Source organism: Sulfitobacter sp. EE-36 (assembly GCF_000152605.1).
In the GTDB taxonomy this organism is placed as follows: domain Bacteria; phylum Pseudomonadota; class Alphaproteobacteria; order Rhodobacterales; family Rhodobacteraceae; genus Sulfitobacter; species Sulfitobacter pontiacus.
Genome location: NZ_CH959310.1, coordinates 1,593,006 through 1,609,460 on the forward strand (window position 1 = coordinate 1,593,006; position 16,455 = coordinate 1,609,460).

Genomic DNA, 16,455 nt, shown 5'->3' on the forward strand with positions numbered 1-16,455 from the left:
CACTAAATTACACTACGAGATAGGGGACCATTCCCTATTTCCACTGTTTTTCGCTTATGGGCGGTCTTGGACGTAAAGAAAACCCGATGGCAGGGCAAGTCTGCGCATCGGGCGGTCTTTCGGTCATGGCACTAACGGGCTTGTTTACGCTGTGGAACTGCCGGTGATCACCTCGGCGCGCGGGGCCTCGGCTTTGGTCGGGGCGGGCTGCTTTGGCTGCGGCTGTTTGCGGGCGGCTTCGGCCAGCAGGGCGGCGGCATAGCACACAGCGATGGCGGCCAGCGGCAGGGTCCACGGCAGGGCGGTGACCGTAGGTTCGATATCCATCATGATCTGTCCGGCCAGTGCAAGGATTGTTCCTAGCCCAAAGACCAGCAGGCCGTGGCTGCCCATCAGACGCAAGGGGGCGGCATAGCGGTGTGCGCAGATGCGGGTCACCACGGGGAGGCACGAAAGCACATAGACCAGCGCGAGGATATGCACCAAGCGCGGCAGCGCGAGCATCGACTTGTTGTGCGTCGTGATGTTGCTGGGAAGGCCAAGCCCGCCAAGCTGCGCCATCTTGTGATTCATGAACGATCCCAGACCGGGCACGTAGCGCCAGGCAAAGATGAACAGCAGCAGACCGAGCGCCAGCTTGAACAGGATCGGAGAGTTGCGGACCAACCGTTCGTCCTTGCGATGACGCACGCCAATGGCAAGGCCGATGACAAAGATGAACTGCCAGGTGAGCGGGTTGAAGAACCAGCCGCCACCACCGGGGTGGTTAGGGATGGTCAGTTTGGTGGCACCTGCGTAAAGCCAGAGCGCCCCCGCAACAGCCAAGGTCGTGCGCGGCGCGTAAAGCACAGCGGCGATCAGGGCAGGGCCTGCCAGCAGCAAGACGGTATAGGACGGCAGAATGTTCACATAGCCGATCTGATATCCCAGCGTGACCAGCCCCGCCATCGCGGCACCGGTCTGATCATACAAGAGGGCAAGGTTGTGCATCACGCGAAATTCCGAGCGCACAAACGTATCTGCCGCCCAGGCATAAAGACCGATGGCCGCGACCGTCAGCACGATATGCACGATATAAAGCTGCCACGCCCGTCGCCACAGCGGGGCCATCGCATCCCAAAGACGCAGCTCGCCCGACATCCAGCGGCCAATGGCGGGGGAATAGGCGATGCCCGCCGCGATGCCCGACATGATAAAGAACGCCTCTGCCGCGTCGGAGAACCCGATGTTGCGGATGGTCAGATGCTCCCACGGGTTGCCGGGCATGTGGTCGATGATGATCATGATCAGCGCCAGCCCGCGAAACGCATCGATGCGGGGATCGCGGGCGCGGCGCGGCAGGTCGACCCCGCGCCGGATGGGAATAAGCTGGGCGTCAGGCCGGTTGTACGATTGTGTCATGCGACGATCCTTCTGGGGCGGCACCCGATCTCAGGTTGTCGCGATATGCTGCAATGACGGCGGGCGTGGCCCGTTCTTGCGGCGTGGTAAAGACTTGGCCGGTGCTCTCGTGCGAGGTCACGGCGATCAACAGCGGCGCGATGGACATGGGCAGCGTCACCGGCAAGAGCCAGAAGATCAGGTTCGGCACCCAGAGATAGACGGCAACAGTGACCGCGACCCCGAACAGCGATACCCAACGGCTGGCACGCCAGCTTTCGGCGAGGGTAAGCCGTCCTTCGCCGCGTGCGGTTGCAGGCCAGCCGCCATCCTTGCCGGCAAAGACCTCGGCGACGGCGCGGCTTTGATACATCAGCATCACGGGCGCAATCAGCGCGGTCAGCAGGATTTCAGACAGGACAGAGCCAAGCGCGCGCAGCGCCCCGCCAAACCCCTTGGCGCGGCCCGTTACAGCCGCTTCGCCAAAGATCGCGAGCTTGGGCAGCAACAGCAGCCCACCGATCCCAAAGGCAAGCGCCACGATCTGGAAGGTCTTGTCATCGGGGAAGACGGGGAAAAGCTGATAGGCGTTGGGGAAATAATCAGGGCTGGCATTGGTCGCAGCGGCCAGCAGCGACACGATCAGGAAGGCCCCCCAGGCGACCGATACCAGATAGGCCATGATCCCCTGGACAAAGACGAACCGGCTCCACCCGTGCAGCCCGGGGGCGCCGACGAGACGCATGTGTTGCAGGTTGCCCTGACACCAGCGGCGATCACGGCGCGCAAAGGCGAGCAGATTGTCGGGGCCTTCCTCGAAAGAACCGGCGATGCGGGGGTCCATCTCGACGCGCCAGCCGCCGCGTACCAGTAGGGCGGCTTCGACATAGTCATGGCTTAGGATGGTGCCGCCGAAAGGGGCGGGACCGCTGAGTTCAGGCAGGCCGCAGCATTGCGACAGGGCGCGCACACGGGCGATTGCATTATGCCCCCAGAAGGGGCCCGCGCGCCCCTGCATACGGGCCAGACCGCGTGCAAAAACCGGCGAGTGAAAGCTGGCAGAGAATTGCATCGCGCGGCCGAACAGCGACCCCGCGCCAAAGATCTTGGGCAGGGTTTGCAGCAGGCCAAGGCTCGGGTCTGCCTCCATCCGTGCGACAAGATGGCGGATCGTGTCGCCCTCCATCAGGCTGTCGGCGTCAAGGATCACGACGTATTCATAGGCCCCGCCGGATTTGCGGATGAAATCCTCGACGTTGCCCGCCTTGCGGCCATATCGGTCGGTACGGTTGCGGTAGTAGACCGGGTTCGCAGCGCTTTCATCGCCCAAGAGCGGGGCCAGCGCCGCGCGCTCTGCGATCAGGGCGTCGGGGTCAAAGGTGTCGGACAGAATGGCGAAATCGACGGGTACATGCGCTGTCTGCATGGATTGGCGCATTGCCATAATGCGCGCGCAAACCTCGGTCGGGTTTTCGTTGCAGATCGGCACAAGGATCGCCGTCGGGGGGAAATCCGCGTTGCTCAGGTCCATATCAGGGAGGGGATCGAAAGAAGGCACGCCCAAAAACGCCTGCCCCGCCCCCCAGGCCAACCAAGCCGTCGTCAGCGCGATAAGCGCCACGGCGAAGCCGTCCCAGATATCAAATCCGGTATTAAGCCCCGCTTGCGCCAGTGTCGCGGCTGCCGCAGTTGCGCATAGCAGGGCAAAGCAAATGGCACCAACGCGGCTGACCCGCGTGGCACCATCGCGTAAATAAGAGGGCATGTCAGGCATTACGCATGAAGATGCGGCTCACCACCTCGAACAGGGAGGGGCGGGCATCATGCTCTAGCACCTGCCGCGGCATATCCAGCGGGGCAGGGCGAGGCGCATAACGGTCAAAGTCGGTCATTTGTTCGGTGGTCGCAGGTGATGTCACAGACGTATTCATTCTTTCAGCCATTGGTATACCCAAGTCTCGGTCAAGCTACGGTCGCCCGCGACCAGATTGGCGCGCAGTTCAACCGTTGCATCAGTTTCGGCGACGACCTCTAGAACCAGTCGCCACATGTGATCGTGGCCGTCGATCTGCTGCAGTACTTGTCCTGCAACTGTGCCGCCGGCGATGTTTACATTGGCTTCAACAACGTTCTCGGCGTTTGGTTCCCCTAAAGTTGCACCTTCGAAGTCGATGACAAACTTTCGGCGATCATTGCGCGGTTTTACGCCCGCGATGCCCCCATTTCCGGCAAGAGTGCGCGATACTTGGGCAAGTGTCGAAGACGCGCCGGGCGGGTTCATCCCCCAGTTCAGACGGTAGGAAATGCTTTTGCTATCCCCCGCCGCGAACCCGTTCTTGTAGGTCCAGAAGGCGACGATATTGTCGTTCCCCTCCAGATCCGACGGGATCTCGATCAAGCGGACCATGCCTTCGCCCCAGTCCCCTTTTGGTTCGACCATCAGCGTCGGGCGCAGCTCGTAGTGGGCTTCGGCGTCCAGATAGTCGTCAAAGGCACGGTGGCGCTGCACAAGGCCAAAGGATTTCGGCGATTGCGCACCAAAGTATGAATTGGCGAGCTTGGGCGGGTTGTTCAGCACGCGGAACAGCGTGCCTTGGCCGGTGTTGACCACCAGCGCCTCACTGTCGTGGACGCGGGCACGGTAATCGTCAAAGCCACCCTGATCGTTCAGCCCGAACAGATACATCGATGTCAGCGGCGCGACGCCCAGTTGCTGCACGTCCTGGCGGAAGAACAGTTCGGTGGTCACATCCATCGTGGTGGTGGCACCGGGGGTCACGGTGAACTTGTAGGCCCCCACGACCGACTGGCTTTCCAGCAGGGCGTAAAAGGTCATCTTCGTCTCGCCGGGTGCGGGACGCTGCAGCCAGAAGGCGCTGAAACGGGGGAATTCCTCGGGCTCTGAGGTGGCAGTGTTCACCGCAAGCCCGCGCGCGCTGAGGCCATAGCGGTTCCCCGCCCCCAAGGCACGGAAGTAGCTCGCCCCGAGGAAGGACACGATCTCGTCGAACTGCTGCGGATCGTTCAGCGGCGCATTCATGCGGAAGCCCGCGACGCCGGGCAGCTCGGTACCGGTCGGGATCTTTTCAAGCGCTTTGGACTGGTAGATGAAATCATCCGAGGTAAAGCCAAGCGGCTGTGCCTTGCCATTGACGATCTCGTAGAGCGACACGGTGCCGTCAAACAGCCAGCCGGGGTGATAGGCATGTACCACCGCCTGCGCCGCGGGGCCTTTCCAGATCGCGCTGTCCTCGCGGAAGCGGATGTTGCGGTAGTCGTCATAGTCCAGCGTGGTAAAAGGCTCGCCCAGTTGCGTCGGCGCGGTGTACTCTTCACCCGCGAGGCTGCGTGCCCGTTCGATCAGAATATCAAAGGAAAAAGGCTCCGCCGTATCACTGGCCTGCGCCCAGGCAGCAGTGTCTTGCAAACCGGTTGCAGCGGCGAAAGCCAAAGCGGCCCCCCCTGCGCGCAATACTGACCGGCGAGACATCGGGCGGGAGCGAGACAAATGATGCATCAAAAATGATTCCTGTTCGTTGCTGCATTGCAGAATTCATATAATTACGCGGGAAGTTCAATAACATGAAGCATGATGCGCAAAATTTTGCTGCACAGTGCGGGGTTTACGCGAAAATTGCGAAATCAGCGCGGCATCATCCGGCAATATTTGCAAAGACATAGCGCCCCTGAGTGCAGGTTTTGTCTAGCCTCTTTGAAATACAGCGGAAAATTGCCGGAAATGACGTTCAATCGCCCTAGAATAAGATTGGTTGGCATCACAGGCCCGCAATGCCACCCTAAAGGGAATCTGTGTGTGTATCAGTAAACAAGAATACAAAAACGAGGACAAAATGGACAATAAAGACCTTCCATCGCTCCCGCTGGCGCTGCTGCCCGTCGTTCTGACGCTTGGCCTTCTGGCGCTGCAACTTTTCTACTATGGCGACTTCACGCCGCATATTCCCCTCATCCTCGGATTGGCCATCACGTCCCTGCTGGGTGTGTTTCGTGGGCAGACGTGGATGGATATCCGCGAAGGCGTGTTCCACGTGATCCACGTGTCGATGCCGTCACTGGCGGTATTGATCGTGGTCGGCATGATCGTCGGCGTCTGGATCGCGTCGGGCACGGTGCCTACGCTGATCTATTACGGGCTGACCTTGCTGACCCCGTCGATCTTTCTGGCAGCTGCGATGATCCTCTGTGCGGTGGTTTCCCTGTCGTTGGGGACCAGCTGGGGCACAGTCGGCACCATTGGTCTGGCGCTGATGGGGATCGGTGCGGGTTTCGGTATCCCGGCCTATTGGACCGCCGGTGCGGTCGTGTCGGGCGCATTCTTTGGCGATAAGGTATCGCCGCTGTCGGACACCACGAACCTCGCGCCTGCGGTGACGGGCACGAATGTATTCGACCACATCAAGAACATGCTGCCCACGACCGTCCCTGCGATGATCATCGCACTGGTGATTTATGTGGTCGTCGGCTTTATGCTGATCGAAGAGGGAGCAGGCGACGTCAGCAGCATCAATCAGATCACAACCGGTCTGGAGGAACGTTTTAGCCTCGGGATCATCCCGCTGACGCCTGCCTTGATCGTGATTGTGCTGGCGCTGATGAAAAAGCCGCCGCTGCCGTCGCTGTTTGCCGGTGTGCTGGCCGGAGGACTGGTGGCGATTTTCTGGCAGGGTGCGGGGCTGCATGACGTGTTCGCCTTTGCGCAGTCGGGCTATTCCATCGACACGGGCATCGCCGACATCGACAGCCTGCTGAACGCGGGCGGTATCCAGTCGATGATGTGGACCATTTCGCTGATGTTGATTGCCTTGGGCTTTGGCGGCGCGCTAGAGCGCACCGGCTGTCTGGAGGCGATCATTCTGGCGATCGTCAGCCGCGTGAAAAGCTTTGGCGCGGTACAAAGCTCGGCCATCGGGACGGCCTTTGCGACCAATATGGTTGCGGGTGATCCTTATATCTCTATCGCGCTGCCGGGCCGTATGTACGCGCCCTTGTACCGCGGGATGGGCTATTCGACCCTGAACCTCAGCCGCGCGGTGGAAGAGGGCGGCACGCTGATGAGCCCGCTGATCCCGTGGAACGCCGGTGGTGCCTTTGTGATCTCGGCCCTGGGGCTGGGGGTCATGGACGGTAACCTGACCAACCTGCTGTATATCCCGCTGGCCTTTGCCTGCTGGACGGCACCGCTGATCGGTGTGTTCTATGCGGTGACCGGTCTGTTCTCTCCCAAAGCCACGGACGAAGATCGGGCGGAGTGGGACAAATCCGGCGAAGACATCATGGACCTTGGCGACCATGAGCTCGCCTACGAGCAACCGGCCACGACCTGATCGCGCCTGCACCGACACAGATGAAAGCCGCAGCGCCAATGTGCGCTGCGGCTTTTTTCATGCCCTCAGGCCTGCGCCTTCAGCCTGTCGCGAAGCGTGTTCTTGACGATCTTGCCATTGGCGTTGCGCGGCAGGGGATCGGGGTCGAATGTCGCGAAATCTGGCGCTTTGTAGTCCGCCATCTTGGTGCGTGCGAAAGCCTTGATCGCATCAAGATCCAGCGCGGTATCCGTGGTGTGGATGAACACATGCATCTTCTCCCCCAGCACCGGATCAGGGCAGCCGATGGCGGCACATTCGATCACGGAGGGGTGGGCGGTCAGGGCGTTTTCGACCTCGGCGCTGTAGATGTTATAGCCGCCGCGAATGATCATATCCTTGCGGCGGTCGTGCAGACAGATGAACCCTTCGGCATCGCGTGACCCCATATCGCCGCTTTTCCAATAGCCGTCGTGAAACTCGGAGGCGGTGCGGTCGGGGTTGTCCCAATAGCCGGGCACGGTCATCGCGCCCTTGATCCAAAGCTCCCCATGGGTGCCGTCGGGCACGTCGTTGCCCTGAGGATCGACAATGCGGATGTCGGCGCAGGGCACGGCGATGCCGATGCTATCCGCGCGTTTGGTGCCGAACCCCATCGGCAGGATCGTCACGGCAGAGGTAAGCTCCGTCGCGCCATAGGCGTTCATCAGGCAGAGGTTCGGCAGCTTTTCCGACAGTTCGGTGATGGTGGATTGCGGCATCGGCGCGCCGCCGTAGCCCCCGATCCGCCAGTGTTGCAGGTCGTAGTCATCGACGTTGCAGCGCAGCAGGAACAGGTTGTACATTGCTGGCACCATCAGCGTCTGCGTGACCTTTTCATTGGCGGTCAGCGATAGGAATTCATGGGCACCGAAGACCTCCATCATCACGGTGCAGCCTGCGGTTTGCAGCATGGTAAAGACGGTGGCGACCAGCCCGGTCACATGGCTTGCCGGCACGCACAGCAGCGACCGTTCACCGGCCCCCAGCTCCATACAAAGCTCGAAATGCATCGCGGAATGGACGATGTTCAGATGGGTCAGCGTCGCCCCTTTGGGCTGGCCTGTGGTGCCGGAGGTATAGAGGATCACCGCGATGTCATCCTCGTGCAGCGGCACGGCGTCGGTCAGCGGGGTCTGCGCGGGCAGCGTATCGAAAGCGTCTGATCCCGCCACTGTGCCACCAACGCAAAAGCGGTGGGTCAGCCCGGGCAGATCGGCCGGTGGGGGCAGGCGGTCGGCGACATCCATGCCATGCACGGCGATCTTGGCCCCGCATTGACGCAGGATAAACGCCAGCTCTGGCGTGCCTTCGCGGATGTTGATCGGCACGGCAATCGCGCCTAGCCGCAGACAGCCCATCATTGTCGCGATGAATTCCCAGCGGTTCGACAGCAGCAGCGCAACGCGGTCGCCCTTTTCGACCCCACGGGCGCGCAGCCCTGCGGCGATGCGGCCCACGTGCTGGTCAAGCTCGGTATAGGTCAGTCTGGTCTCGCCGCTGACCACGGCCTCTTGATCGGGGGCGCGGGCAAGGGCCGCGGCGAGCATGGCGTTCAGGTCGGCGGGGCGATCCTTGAAGCATTTGATCTCGCGACCGTCAAAATGGGTTTCTGTTTGTATGCGATCCGTGATCGCCTGTGACCAATGTGGCATCTGCGCTCCTCCCGTAGCTTGGGGTAGTCATTGCGCAAACAATCAGGGGCTGCAACGCCCAAGCGCCGTGTTAGCGCCCGCAGTATGCCCCACCTGTGGGGTCCGGTTCGCCCTGCGAAACAAGGCGAACCGGGGCGTTTATCCCAGCACGGTTTTTACCGCATCCGCGGTCGCGGCGACGACGGTATCGACCTCGGCACGGGTGATGCAGAAGGGCGGGGCAAAGCCGGTGATGTCGCCTTGGGGCATGGCACGGGCGATCACGCCGCGTTCCAGCATCGCGGCAGAGATCGCGGCCCCCACCTTGGCAGCAGGATCAAGCGGGGTGGCGTCTGCCTTGTCGGCCACATATTCCACCGCGCAAAGCAGCCCTTCGCCACGGATGTCCCCCACATTTGGATGATCGCCAAGCGCCTCTTTCATCGAGGCATTCAGATATCCGCCCACCTCGGCCGCGTTGCTGACAAGGTTCAGGTCGTCGATGAGCTTGAGGTTCGCGACACCCGCCGCGGCACAGATCGGATGCGCCGAATAGGTCCAGCCGTGACCGATGGGGCCGTTCTCGTCCGTGCCCTGTTCCAGCACTTTCCACATCCGGTCCGATACGATCGACCCCGACAGCGGCGCATAGGCCGAGGTCAGACCCTTGGCAATGGTGATCAGATCGGGTTTCAGCCCATAGTGTTCCGACCCGAACATCGTCCCCAGACGGCCAAAGCCGGTCACGACCTCATCCGCGATCAGCAGGATGTCGTGGCGGTTCAGCACCTCTTGGATCGCGTCCCAATACCCGGCGGGCGGGGGCACGATGCCGCCGGTCCCCAATACGGGTTCCCCGATAAAGGCCGCGATGGTGTCCGGCCCTTCGGCTTGGATCAGGGCCTCAAGCGCGTTGGCGCATTGCGCGGTAAATTCCGCCTCAGTCTGGGTGCGGTCCTTGCGGCGGTAATAATAGGGGGCGTCCGTGTGGATCACGGGGTTCATCGGCAGGTCGAATTTATCGTGGAACAGCGACAGGCCGGTCAGCGATCCGGTCATCAGCCCCGACCCGTGATAGCCGCGCCAGCGCGAGATGATTTTCTTTTTCTGCGGGCGACCAAGGATGTTGTTGTAGTACCAGACGAGCTTGATGTTCGTCTCGTTCGCGTCCGAGCCGGACAGACCGAAATAGACCTTGGACATATGCGCCGGTGCGCGGTCCATGATCATCTTGGCCAGCGTGATAGACGTTTCTGTGCCGTGGCCCACATAGGAATGGTAATAGGCCAGTTGATGCGCCTGTTCGGCGATGGCGTCGGCGACTTCGGTCCGGCCATAGCCTGCGTTCACGCAATAGAGCCCGGCAAAGGCGTCCAGCATCCGGTTGCCATCGCGGTCCTCGATATGGACGCCCGACGCCCCAGTGATCACCCGCGTCGCGGATTCACCCCGCGCATGCTGTGCCAGATGCGTAGAGGGATGGAAAAAGTTTTCGCGGTCCCATGTGGCGAGTTGATCATCATTGCGAAGCATAGGTCAGGCTTTCTGTTTAAGAGAGTTTCAGGTGAGTTCGGTGGCCAGCACGGCAAGGCAATCGCCCGGCTGTGCCAGTCCGGGGTGGTGGCGCGCGATCACGATGCCCCCCATTTGGGCGCGGATCTCACGCGGGGGCAGGCCCGTATGCTGGCTGTCCCATAGACGCGCGATCAGGTCGCCTTCGGCCACTGTGTCGCCAAGGGTGACGTTGAAATCGACCAGCCCACCGTGGTTGGTGACGTGAAAACAACGGTCGTCGTCTTGCGACAGCATGCGCGATGGCGCAGTGACGGGCTGGCCTTGCAGGATACCGGCGTGGATCAGCAGATTGCGCACGCCTGTGCGGGCGATCTGCGCGGTTTCAGGCGTGGCAGTGCCGCCGCCGCCCAATTCGGTGGTGACGAATGTCTTGCCCATCACCTCTGCCGCGTCGTCATACATGCCAAGCGCGTCAATCTCGCGCATCTCGACACTGAAGGGCGCATTGAACGCATCGCGCGCGGCGCGGCAGCGGGCCTGCTGGTCAGGGTCGTCCAGCGTGTGACAGGCGGCGAAGGGCAGAAAATCCAGCGTCTTGCCACCCGAATGGAAATCAAGCACGACATCTGCCATCGGCAGCAGCACCCGTTGAAAGTAGTCCGCGATCTTCTGGGTGGGGGTGCCATCGGGGAGGCCGGGAAAGCTGCGGTTCATGTTCACCCCGTCCAGCGGAGACAGCCGCGTCCCCGCCATAAAGGCGGGGTGGTTCATGAAGGGGAGGATGATCACGCGACCCGTGACATCCTTGGCCTCCAAGGTCTGGGCGAGCTCGACCAAGGCCAGCGGCCCTTCGTATTCGTCGCCGTGGTTGCCGCCGGTCAGCAAGGCAGAGGGGCCGTCGCCGTTTTTCACTTGGGTCACCGGAATCTGGATCGCCCCCCAAGCGCTGTCATTGCGGCTATAGGGCAGGCGCAGATAGCCGTGCTGCACGCCATCGCACTCAAAATCGATGGTGGCCGAGATAGGATTGTCCCGCATGGCGCTATTCCTTGATCACAAGCGCACGCGGGGTGGTGCACAGGCATTCGACACCGGTTTGCGTGATGACAATCGGCTCTGTGATCTCGATCCCGCCGTCGTCAAGCCAAAGGGCGGGCATGAAGTGAAAGGTCATTCCGGGTTCCAGCACGGTGGTATCTCCTGCGCGGAACGACATGGTGCGTTCGCCCCAGTCCGGAGGGTAGGACAGTCCGATCGCATACCCGCAGCGGCTGTCTTTCTCGAACCCGCGGTTGCGCAGGGTAGTGTTGAAGGCGCGGGCGATGTCTTCGCAGCGGTTGCCGGGTTTGGCCTGCTCTAGCCCGGCATCAATCGCTTCGAGCACGGCATTCTCTGCATGAAGATACTTCTGCGGAGGTTTGCCCAAGAACAAAGTACGCGACTGCGGACATTGATAGCGTCGGTGCGCGCCCGCGATTTCAAAGAACGTGCCTTCGTTGTTGCGCAGGGGGGCATCGTCCCATGTGATATGCGGCGCGGTGGCATCCAGACCCGAGGGCGTCATGGGCACGCAGGCGGGGTAGTCGCCCCAATGCCCTTCGGCCCCGCTGACGGAGGCGTGATAGATATCCGCGATCAGATCGTTCTTGCGCATCCCGACCTCGGCCTTTTCGCGGATCACCTCGTGCATCCGTTCCACGATCCGCGCGGCGCGGCGCATATATTCAAGCTCGGTCGGGGATTTCACCGCACGTTGCCAGTTCACCAGCGCCGTGGCGTTCTGGATATTGACGCCCGGCAGCCGCGTTTGCAGCGTCAGAAACGCCGAAGCGGTAAAGTAATAGTTGTCCAGCTCGAACCCGATGCGTGCATTCTCTAGACCGCGGTCCGCGATGAGACGGGCGAGATCCTCCATCGGGTGTTTGTCGGGGTTCTGGACGTAGGTGTCATCGTAGCCGACGATATTGTCATCATCCAGATAGGTGGTGCGCTGGGCACCGGCGCTGTCCATGGCGCGACCCCACCAGACGGGCTGGCCTTCGTGGGTCAGCAGCACGCCTTGATGCACGTAGAACGACCACCCGTCATAGCCCGCCAACCACGCCATATTGGACGGATCGGTGACAAACAGCGCGTCCAGCCCGCGGTTGGCCATTTCGGCGCGTGTTTTCGCCAGACGTGCTGCATATTCGTGCTGTGTAAAAGAATGGTCGATCATGTGGGGATTCCTGCCAGGGTATTGTGCGAGTTTAGCTTTTCCGCGCTGTGCATTTATGCGAATAATGCGGCTACGCGGGTAAAAGCTGCAAACTTTTGTAAGATATGGGGAATTTAGGATGATTGACGCGATAGACCGGAAAATCCTGCATCACGTGCAACGCGACAATCTGCTTACCAGCGCGCGCCTTTCCGAACTGGTCGGGCTGTCGCAAACCTCGGTCCAGCGGCGCCTTGCGCGGTTGCGTGCGACCAAGGCGATCGAGGCCGATATCGCCGTCGTCTCGCCCGAGGCCGTGGGCCGTCCCCTGACCATGCTCATCGCGGTGGAACTGGCGCGGGAACGGTCCGATATCATCGACCGTTTCAAGCGGGCGGTGCGGGAGCGGGCAGAAGTGATGAGCGCCTACTACGTGACCGGAGAGACCGACTTTATGCTGATCGTCAGCGCCAAGGACATGCAGGATTACGAGGCGTTCACCCGCGATTTTTTCTACAACAACCCCGATATCAAAGGGTTCAAAACCACCGTGGTGATGGACCGGATCAAGGCGTCATTCACCTTGCCGGTCTGATCACCACAATGGGTTGATGAGCTAGGCGCTTTCTGCCTGCTTTTGCGACCATTCGGGCAGCGGAAAAAGCGTGTCGTAAATCAGGTTAAACACGTAGGAATAAACAAGGTAGAATGCCGCCAGTGCGATATCCAGCACGAAGGCATCCCACAAGCTGATCCCCAGATACCAAGCGATGAAGGGCAACAGAACCATCAGCAGCCCCGCCTCGAACGCCAGCGCGTGCAGCACCCGGACGATGCGCGATTTCAGGGTGGTTCCAGTCAGCCGTTGCAAGGCCAAGTCGAAAAGCACGTTATAGCCAAGGTTCCAAAGCGTCGCGAGCGTGGCGCTGACAATGCCCACGACACCAAAGTCATGTAGGGGCACGTTAAACAGGATCGCGCCTGCGGGGATCACAAGGATCAGCGCGATAACTTCAAAACTGATGGCGTGGCGAAGACGGTCAAATGCAGAGCGCATGTTATACCTCATTGAAGGGCCGGGTCGTCCCGACAGTTTTCCATTCAGGGGAGGTCGTCCTCACACTGCCATAGGTGGCAAAGCCGCGCGCGTTTTTCAAGAGCAATGGGGCCGCGGCCCTTTTTCCGAACAGTCCCGCGGGTTATCCGGCACTCTGGCGTTCTATCGATACAAATCGATTTGCTTGAATATTCATCATTGAGTAAAATACGGCGGATACATGGGCCCACTGCTGGAGTAAGGGCACCGTAAGAGTATGATACGAGTGGGGTGCAAGTAATGGGCGATCGTACCACTGGGGCGGCGCAGACGCGGCTGTCGACAGGGACGTCTGGTTTGGATGATGTGCTGTGTGGCGGGTTGACCCCGCATCGGCTGTATCTTGTCGAGGGGACGCCGGGGTCCGGCAAAACAACGCTTGCGTTGAAGTTCCTGATGAATGGTCGCGAAAATGGTGAACGCGGTCTTTATATCACGCTTTCCGAAACGGTTGATGAGCTCACGGCTGTCGCACAGTCCCACTCCTGGACGCTAGACGATATTGATCTGTACGAGCTGGTCGCGGAAGACGAGTACAGCTCTGATCGGGAGCAATCCTTGCTGCACCCAAGCGAAGTCGAACTCGGGGAAACCGTGCGTGGTATCATCAATCTGGTGGAAGAGAATAATCCGACCCGTGTCGTTCTCGACAGCCTGTCAGAGCTGCGCTTGCTGGCGCAGAACCCTCTGCGCTACCGTCGGCAAATCCTGGCGCTAAAGCATTTCTTCGCGCGGCGTAATTGCACGGTCTTGATGCTGGACGACCGCACGGCTGAACCGGGGGATCTACAGCTTCACTCCATCGCGCATGGCGTCGTCTCGCTTGAACAACTGGCCAATGATTTCGGGTCGGAACGGCGTCGGTTGCGTGTGATCAAGATGCGCGGCCTGAAGTATCACGGCGGCTATCACGATTTTACCATCGAAAAGGGCGGGCTGTGCGTCTACCCGCGCCTGATCGCGGCGGATCATGCACGCGATTTTTCGGCTGATGCGGTGACAACGGGGCTGGACGAGCTGGACGCTTTGCTGGGCGGGGGGCTTGTGCCCGGCACCAACGCCCTGCTGGCCGGTCCTGCTGGCGTGGGCAAGACAACGACGGCGGTGCGCTGCATGCTGGCCGCGTTGAACAGAGGCGAGAAAGCCGCGTATTTCCTGTTCGACGAACGGCTGTCGACGTTGCTTACCCGCTCGCGGGCGCTTGGCATGGATGTGCAGCCGTTCATCGACAACGGGCAGTTGGAAATCCGGCAAATCGATCCGGCGGAACTGTCGCCCGGTGAATTCGCCAGCGCGGTGCGCACGTCGGTGGAAAAGGACGGTGTAAGTGTTGTCGCGATCGACAGCCTCAACGCCTATTTGCACGCCATGCCAAGTGATAATTTTCTTGTGCTACAGATGCATGAACTGCTCAGCTATCTCGCGCAGCAGGGCGTGGTGTCGCTGATGATCCTTGGGCAACATGGTGTCACAGGGGAACTGCGGACCGACATCGATATCAGCTATCTTGCCGATACCGTCATGATGCTGCGGTTTTTCGAGGCCGAAGGCGAAGTGCGCAAATCCATCGCGGTGATCAAGACCCGTACGTCTGACCATGAACGCAGCATCCGTGAATTCAAGATCGACGCGACTGGTATCGTGATCGGCGAACCTATCCGCAGTTTCTCGGGTGTGTTGTCAGGGACGCCGGTGTTCACGCAGCGCTCAGACGCGCTTTTGCAGCTCGATCCTCAAACCAGCGACGGTACAAAGTGACACCACAAATGGCATCGTCATCCGAACCAGAGACCCCGGATGATGCGCTTTTGGTCTCTGTCGGTATTCTCGCGCCACGCGGACGGGATGCGGCTGTCGCCGGGCAGTTGCTCGACCAGCATGATATTGCATCGACATCCGTCGCCTCCCTTGGGGAGCTGGCGGGGCTCATCGGGCGGCAAATCGGCGCGATTTTGGTGACCGAGGAGGCGCTGGCAGGCGTCGGGGTCGATACCTTGCAAGAGGCGCTGGCCGCGCAGCCCCCGTGGTCGGATGTCCCGTTTATCGTGCTGGCCAATGGCACGTCCTCCAGCCGCAGCAACCACGCGGCGGCAAGGATTGACCAGCTGAGCAACGCGGTGCTCTTGTCGCGCCCTTTGCACGCAGAGGAGCTGGTACGCTCGGTGCGCTCCGCGCTCAAGGCGCGGCGGCGGCAGCATGAGGCGCGCAAACATCTGGAGCAGCTTGAACTGCGGGAGCGTCAGCTGTTCGAGAGTGAGGCAAAGTTCCACGCGATTGCGAATTCGGTCGATCAGATGATCTGGTCCACTTTGCCGGACGGGTTTCATGATTATTACAACGACCGCTGGTATGAATTCACCGGTGTGCCCGAAGGATCGACCGACGGCGAGGGCTGGAACGGCATGTTCCACCCCGACGATCAGGAGAAAGCCTGGGCGCGTTGGGGTCACAGTCTTGAGACCGGCGAGCACTATGAAATCGAATATCGCCTGCGGCACCGCACGGGGCAGTATCGATGGGTGCTGGGACGTGCCCAGCCTGTGCGCGACGAGGCCGGACGGATCACGCGCTGGTATGGCACCTGCACGGATATACACGAGATCAAGGTCGCCGAAGAACAGCGGCAGCTGATGCTGGGCGAGATGAACCATCGGGTGAAAAATACCCTTGCGATGGTCAATGTCATGGTGTCGCAGACGCTGCGTCAGTCCGAAAACCTGAAGGATGCGCAGGTCGCTATCCAGTCGCGTATCGGCATGATGGCGCAGGCGCATGACCGTTTGATCAAGGCCGCATGGGCACAGACGCGCATCCTCGAGGTGATCGAGGCCGCATTGGCCCCTCATCGGACGGGTGAGGGACGGTTTGCAATAGAGGGACCGGATATGCCGATCGGGTCCAAACAGGCGCTGGCCCTGACGATGGCGCTGCACGAACTGTCGACCAACGCCACGAAATACGGCGCTTTGTCCGGTGACGGGGACAACGGCAAGATTGCGGTGCAGTGGAAGGTCGCTCGGGCAGGCGATGGCGCAGAGGAGTTTCACCTCAGCTGGACTGAAAGCGGCGGCCCATTGGTCACACCGCCAAGCCGCAAGGGCTTTGGCAGCCGGATGATAGAACAAGCGCTTGCCGGATATTTTAACGGATCGGCGGAACTAAATTACGCGCCAGAGGGTTTGAGCTTTATGCTACAAGCTCCACTGGCAGGTTTGACGATCTAAGAATGGTGCTCTGCAAGCCCATTGATCACTAATGAAAGCTGTCCAA

The 16,455-nt window shown here is 60.7% G+C and carries 13 protein-coding genes; 4 read left to right on the forward strand and 9 right to left on the reverse strand.

Going from position 1 to position 16,455, the window contains the following annotated elements; translation table 11 throughout:
• Nucleotides 1-144: 144 nt before the first annotated feature.
• The 4 genes from EE36_RS10310 to EE36_RS10320 are packed head-to-tail and all read right to left on the reverse strand — an operon-like array spanning nt 145 to nt 4,831.
• Nucleotides 145-1,401, reverse strand: a complete 1,257-nt coding sequence (locus EE36_RS10310; RefSeq protein ID WP_005851984.1) for an OpgC family protein — start codon at nt 1,399-1,401, stop codon at nt 145-147.
• On the reverse strand, nt 1,376-3,145 hold the full coding sequence (gene mdoH, locus EE36_RS10315) for a glucans biosynthesis glucosyltransferase MdoH (protein WP_254655572.1): 1,770 nt from the start codon (nt 3,143-3,145) through the stop codon (nt 1,376-1,378). The genes EE36_RS10310 and mdoH overlap by 26 nt, the downstream gene beginning before the upstream one ends.
• Nucleotide 3,146: 1 nt before the next feature.
• On the reverse strand, nt 3,147-3,311 hold the full coding sequence (locus EE36_RS17605; protein ID WP_005851989.1) for a hypothetical protein: 165 nt from the start codon (nt 3,309-3,311) through the stop codon (nt 3,147-3,149).
• A complete protein-coding gene (locus tag EE36_RS10320) occupies nt 3,308-4,831 on the reverse strand; it encodes a glucan biosynthesis protein (protein ID WP_005851991.1) in 1,524 nt (507 codons plus the stop codon). Before EE36_RS10320 ends, EE36_RS17605 begins: the two co-directional genes overlap by 4 nt.
• A gap of 400 nt (nt 4,832-5,231) precedes the next feature.
• Between EE36_RS10320 and nhaC the strand changes: the two genes are divergently transcribed.
• On the forward strand, nt 5,232-6,725 hold the full coding sequence (nhaC, locus tag EE36_RS10325; protein WP_039912237.1) for a Na+/H+ antiporter NhaC: 1,494 nt from the start codon (nt 5,232-5,234) through the stop codon (nt 6,723-6,725).
• 65 nt (nt 6,726-6,790) lie between these two features.
• Here the strand turns inward: nhaC and EE36_RS10330 are convergent, their stop codons facing one another.
• The 4 genes from EE36_RS10330 to doeA all read right to left on the reverse strand — a co-directional run bounded on the left by EE36_RS10330 (nt 6,791) and on the right by doeA (nt 12,110).
• Nucleotides 6,791-8,398: a class I adenylate-forming enzyme family protein gene (locus tag EE36_RS10330; RefSeq protein ID WP_005851995.1), complete on the reverse strand. Its 1,608-nt coding sequence runs from the start codon at nt 8,396-8,398 to the stop codon at nt 6,791-6,793.
• Between the two features lie 138 nt (nt 8,399-8,536).
• Complete coding sequence (locus tag EE36_RS10335) at nt 8,537-9,910, reverse strand: aspartate aminotransferase family protein (protein ID WP_005851997.1); 1,374 nt, start codon at nt 9,908-9,910, stop codon at nt 8,537-8,539.
• Nucleotides 9,911-9,937: 27 nt separating this feature from the next.
• Nucleotides 9,938-10,930, reverse strand: a complete 993-nt coding sequence (doeB, locus tag EE36_RS10340; protein ID WP_005851999.1) for a N(2)-acetyl-L-2,4-diaminobutanoate deacetylase DoeB — start codon at nt 10,928-10,930, stop codon at nt 9,938-9,940.
• A gap of 4 nt (nt 10,931-10,934) precedes the next feature.
• Nucleotides 10,935-12,110 (reverse strand): ectoine hydrolase DoeA, encoded by a 1,176-nt coding sequence (gene doeA, locus EE36_RS10345; RefSeq protein ID WP_005852001.1) that lies wholly within the window; start codon nt 12,108-12,110, stop codon nt 10,935-10,937.
• Between the two features lie 118 nt (nt 12,111-12,228).
• Between doeA and EE36_RS10350 the strand changes: the two genes are divergently transcribed.
• Nucleotides 12,229-12,684, forward strand: coding sequence for an Lrp/AsnC family transcriptional regulator (locus EE36_RS10350; RefSeq protein ID WP_005852003.1), 456 nt, complete (start codon nt 12,229-12,231; stop codon nt 12,682-12,684).
• A gap of 21 nt (nt 12,685-12,705) precedes the next feature.
• On the opposite strand, the gene EE36_RS10355 is transcribed toward EE36_RS10350, so the two are convergent.
• A complete protein-coding gene (locus tag EE36_RS10355) occupies nt 12,706-13,146 on the reverse strand; it encodes a PACE efflux transporter (protein WP_005852005.1) in 441 nt (146 codons plus the stop codon).
• 279 nt (nt 13,147-13,425) lie between these two features.
• Between EE36_RS10355 and EE36_RS10360 the strand changes: the two genes are divergently transcribed.
• Both EE36_RS10360 and EE36_RS10365 read left to right on the forward strand, forming a co-directional pair.
• Nucleotides 13,426-14,943, forward strand: a complete 1,518-nt coding sequence (locus EE36_RS10360; protein WP_005852007.1) for an ATPase domain-containing protein — start codon at nt 13,426-13,428, stop codon at nt 14,941-14,943.
• A gap of 8 nt (nt 14,944-14,951) precedes the next feature.
• Nucleotides 14,952-16,409 carry a sensor histidine kinase gene (locus EE36_RS10365; protein ID WP_005852009.1) on the forward strand — a complete coding sequence of 486 codons (1,458 nt, stop codon included), beginning with the start codon at nt 14,952-14,954 and terminating at the stop codon, nt 16,407-16,409.
• Nucleotides 16,410-16,455 lie beyond the last annotated feature (46 nt).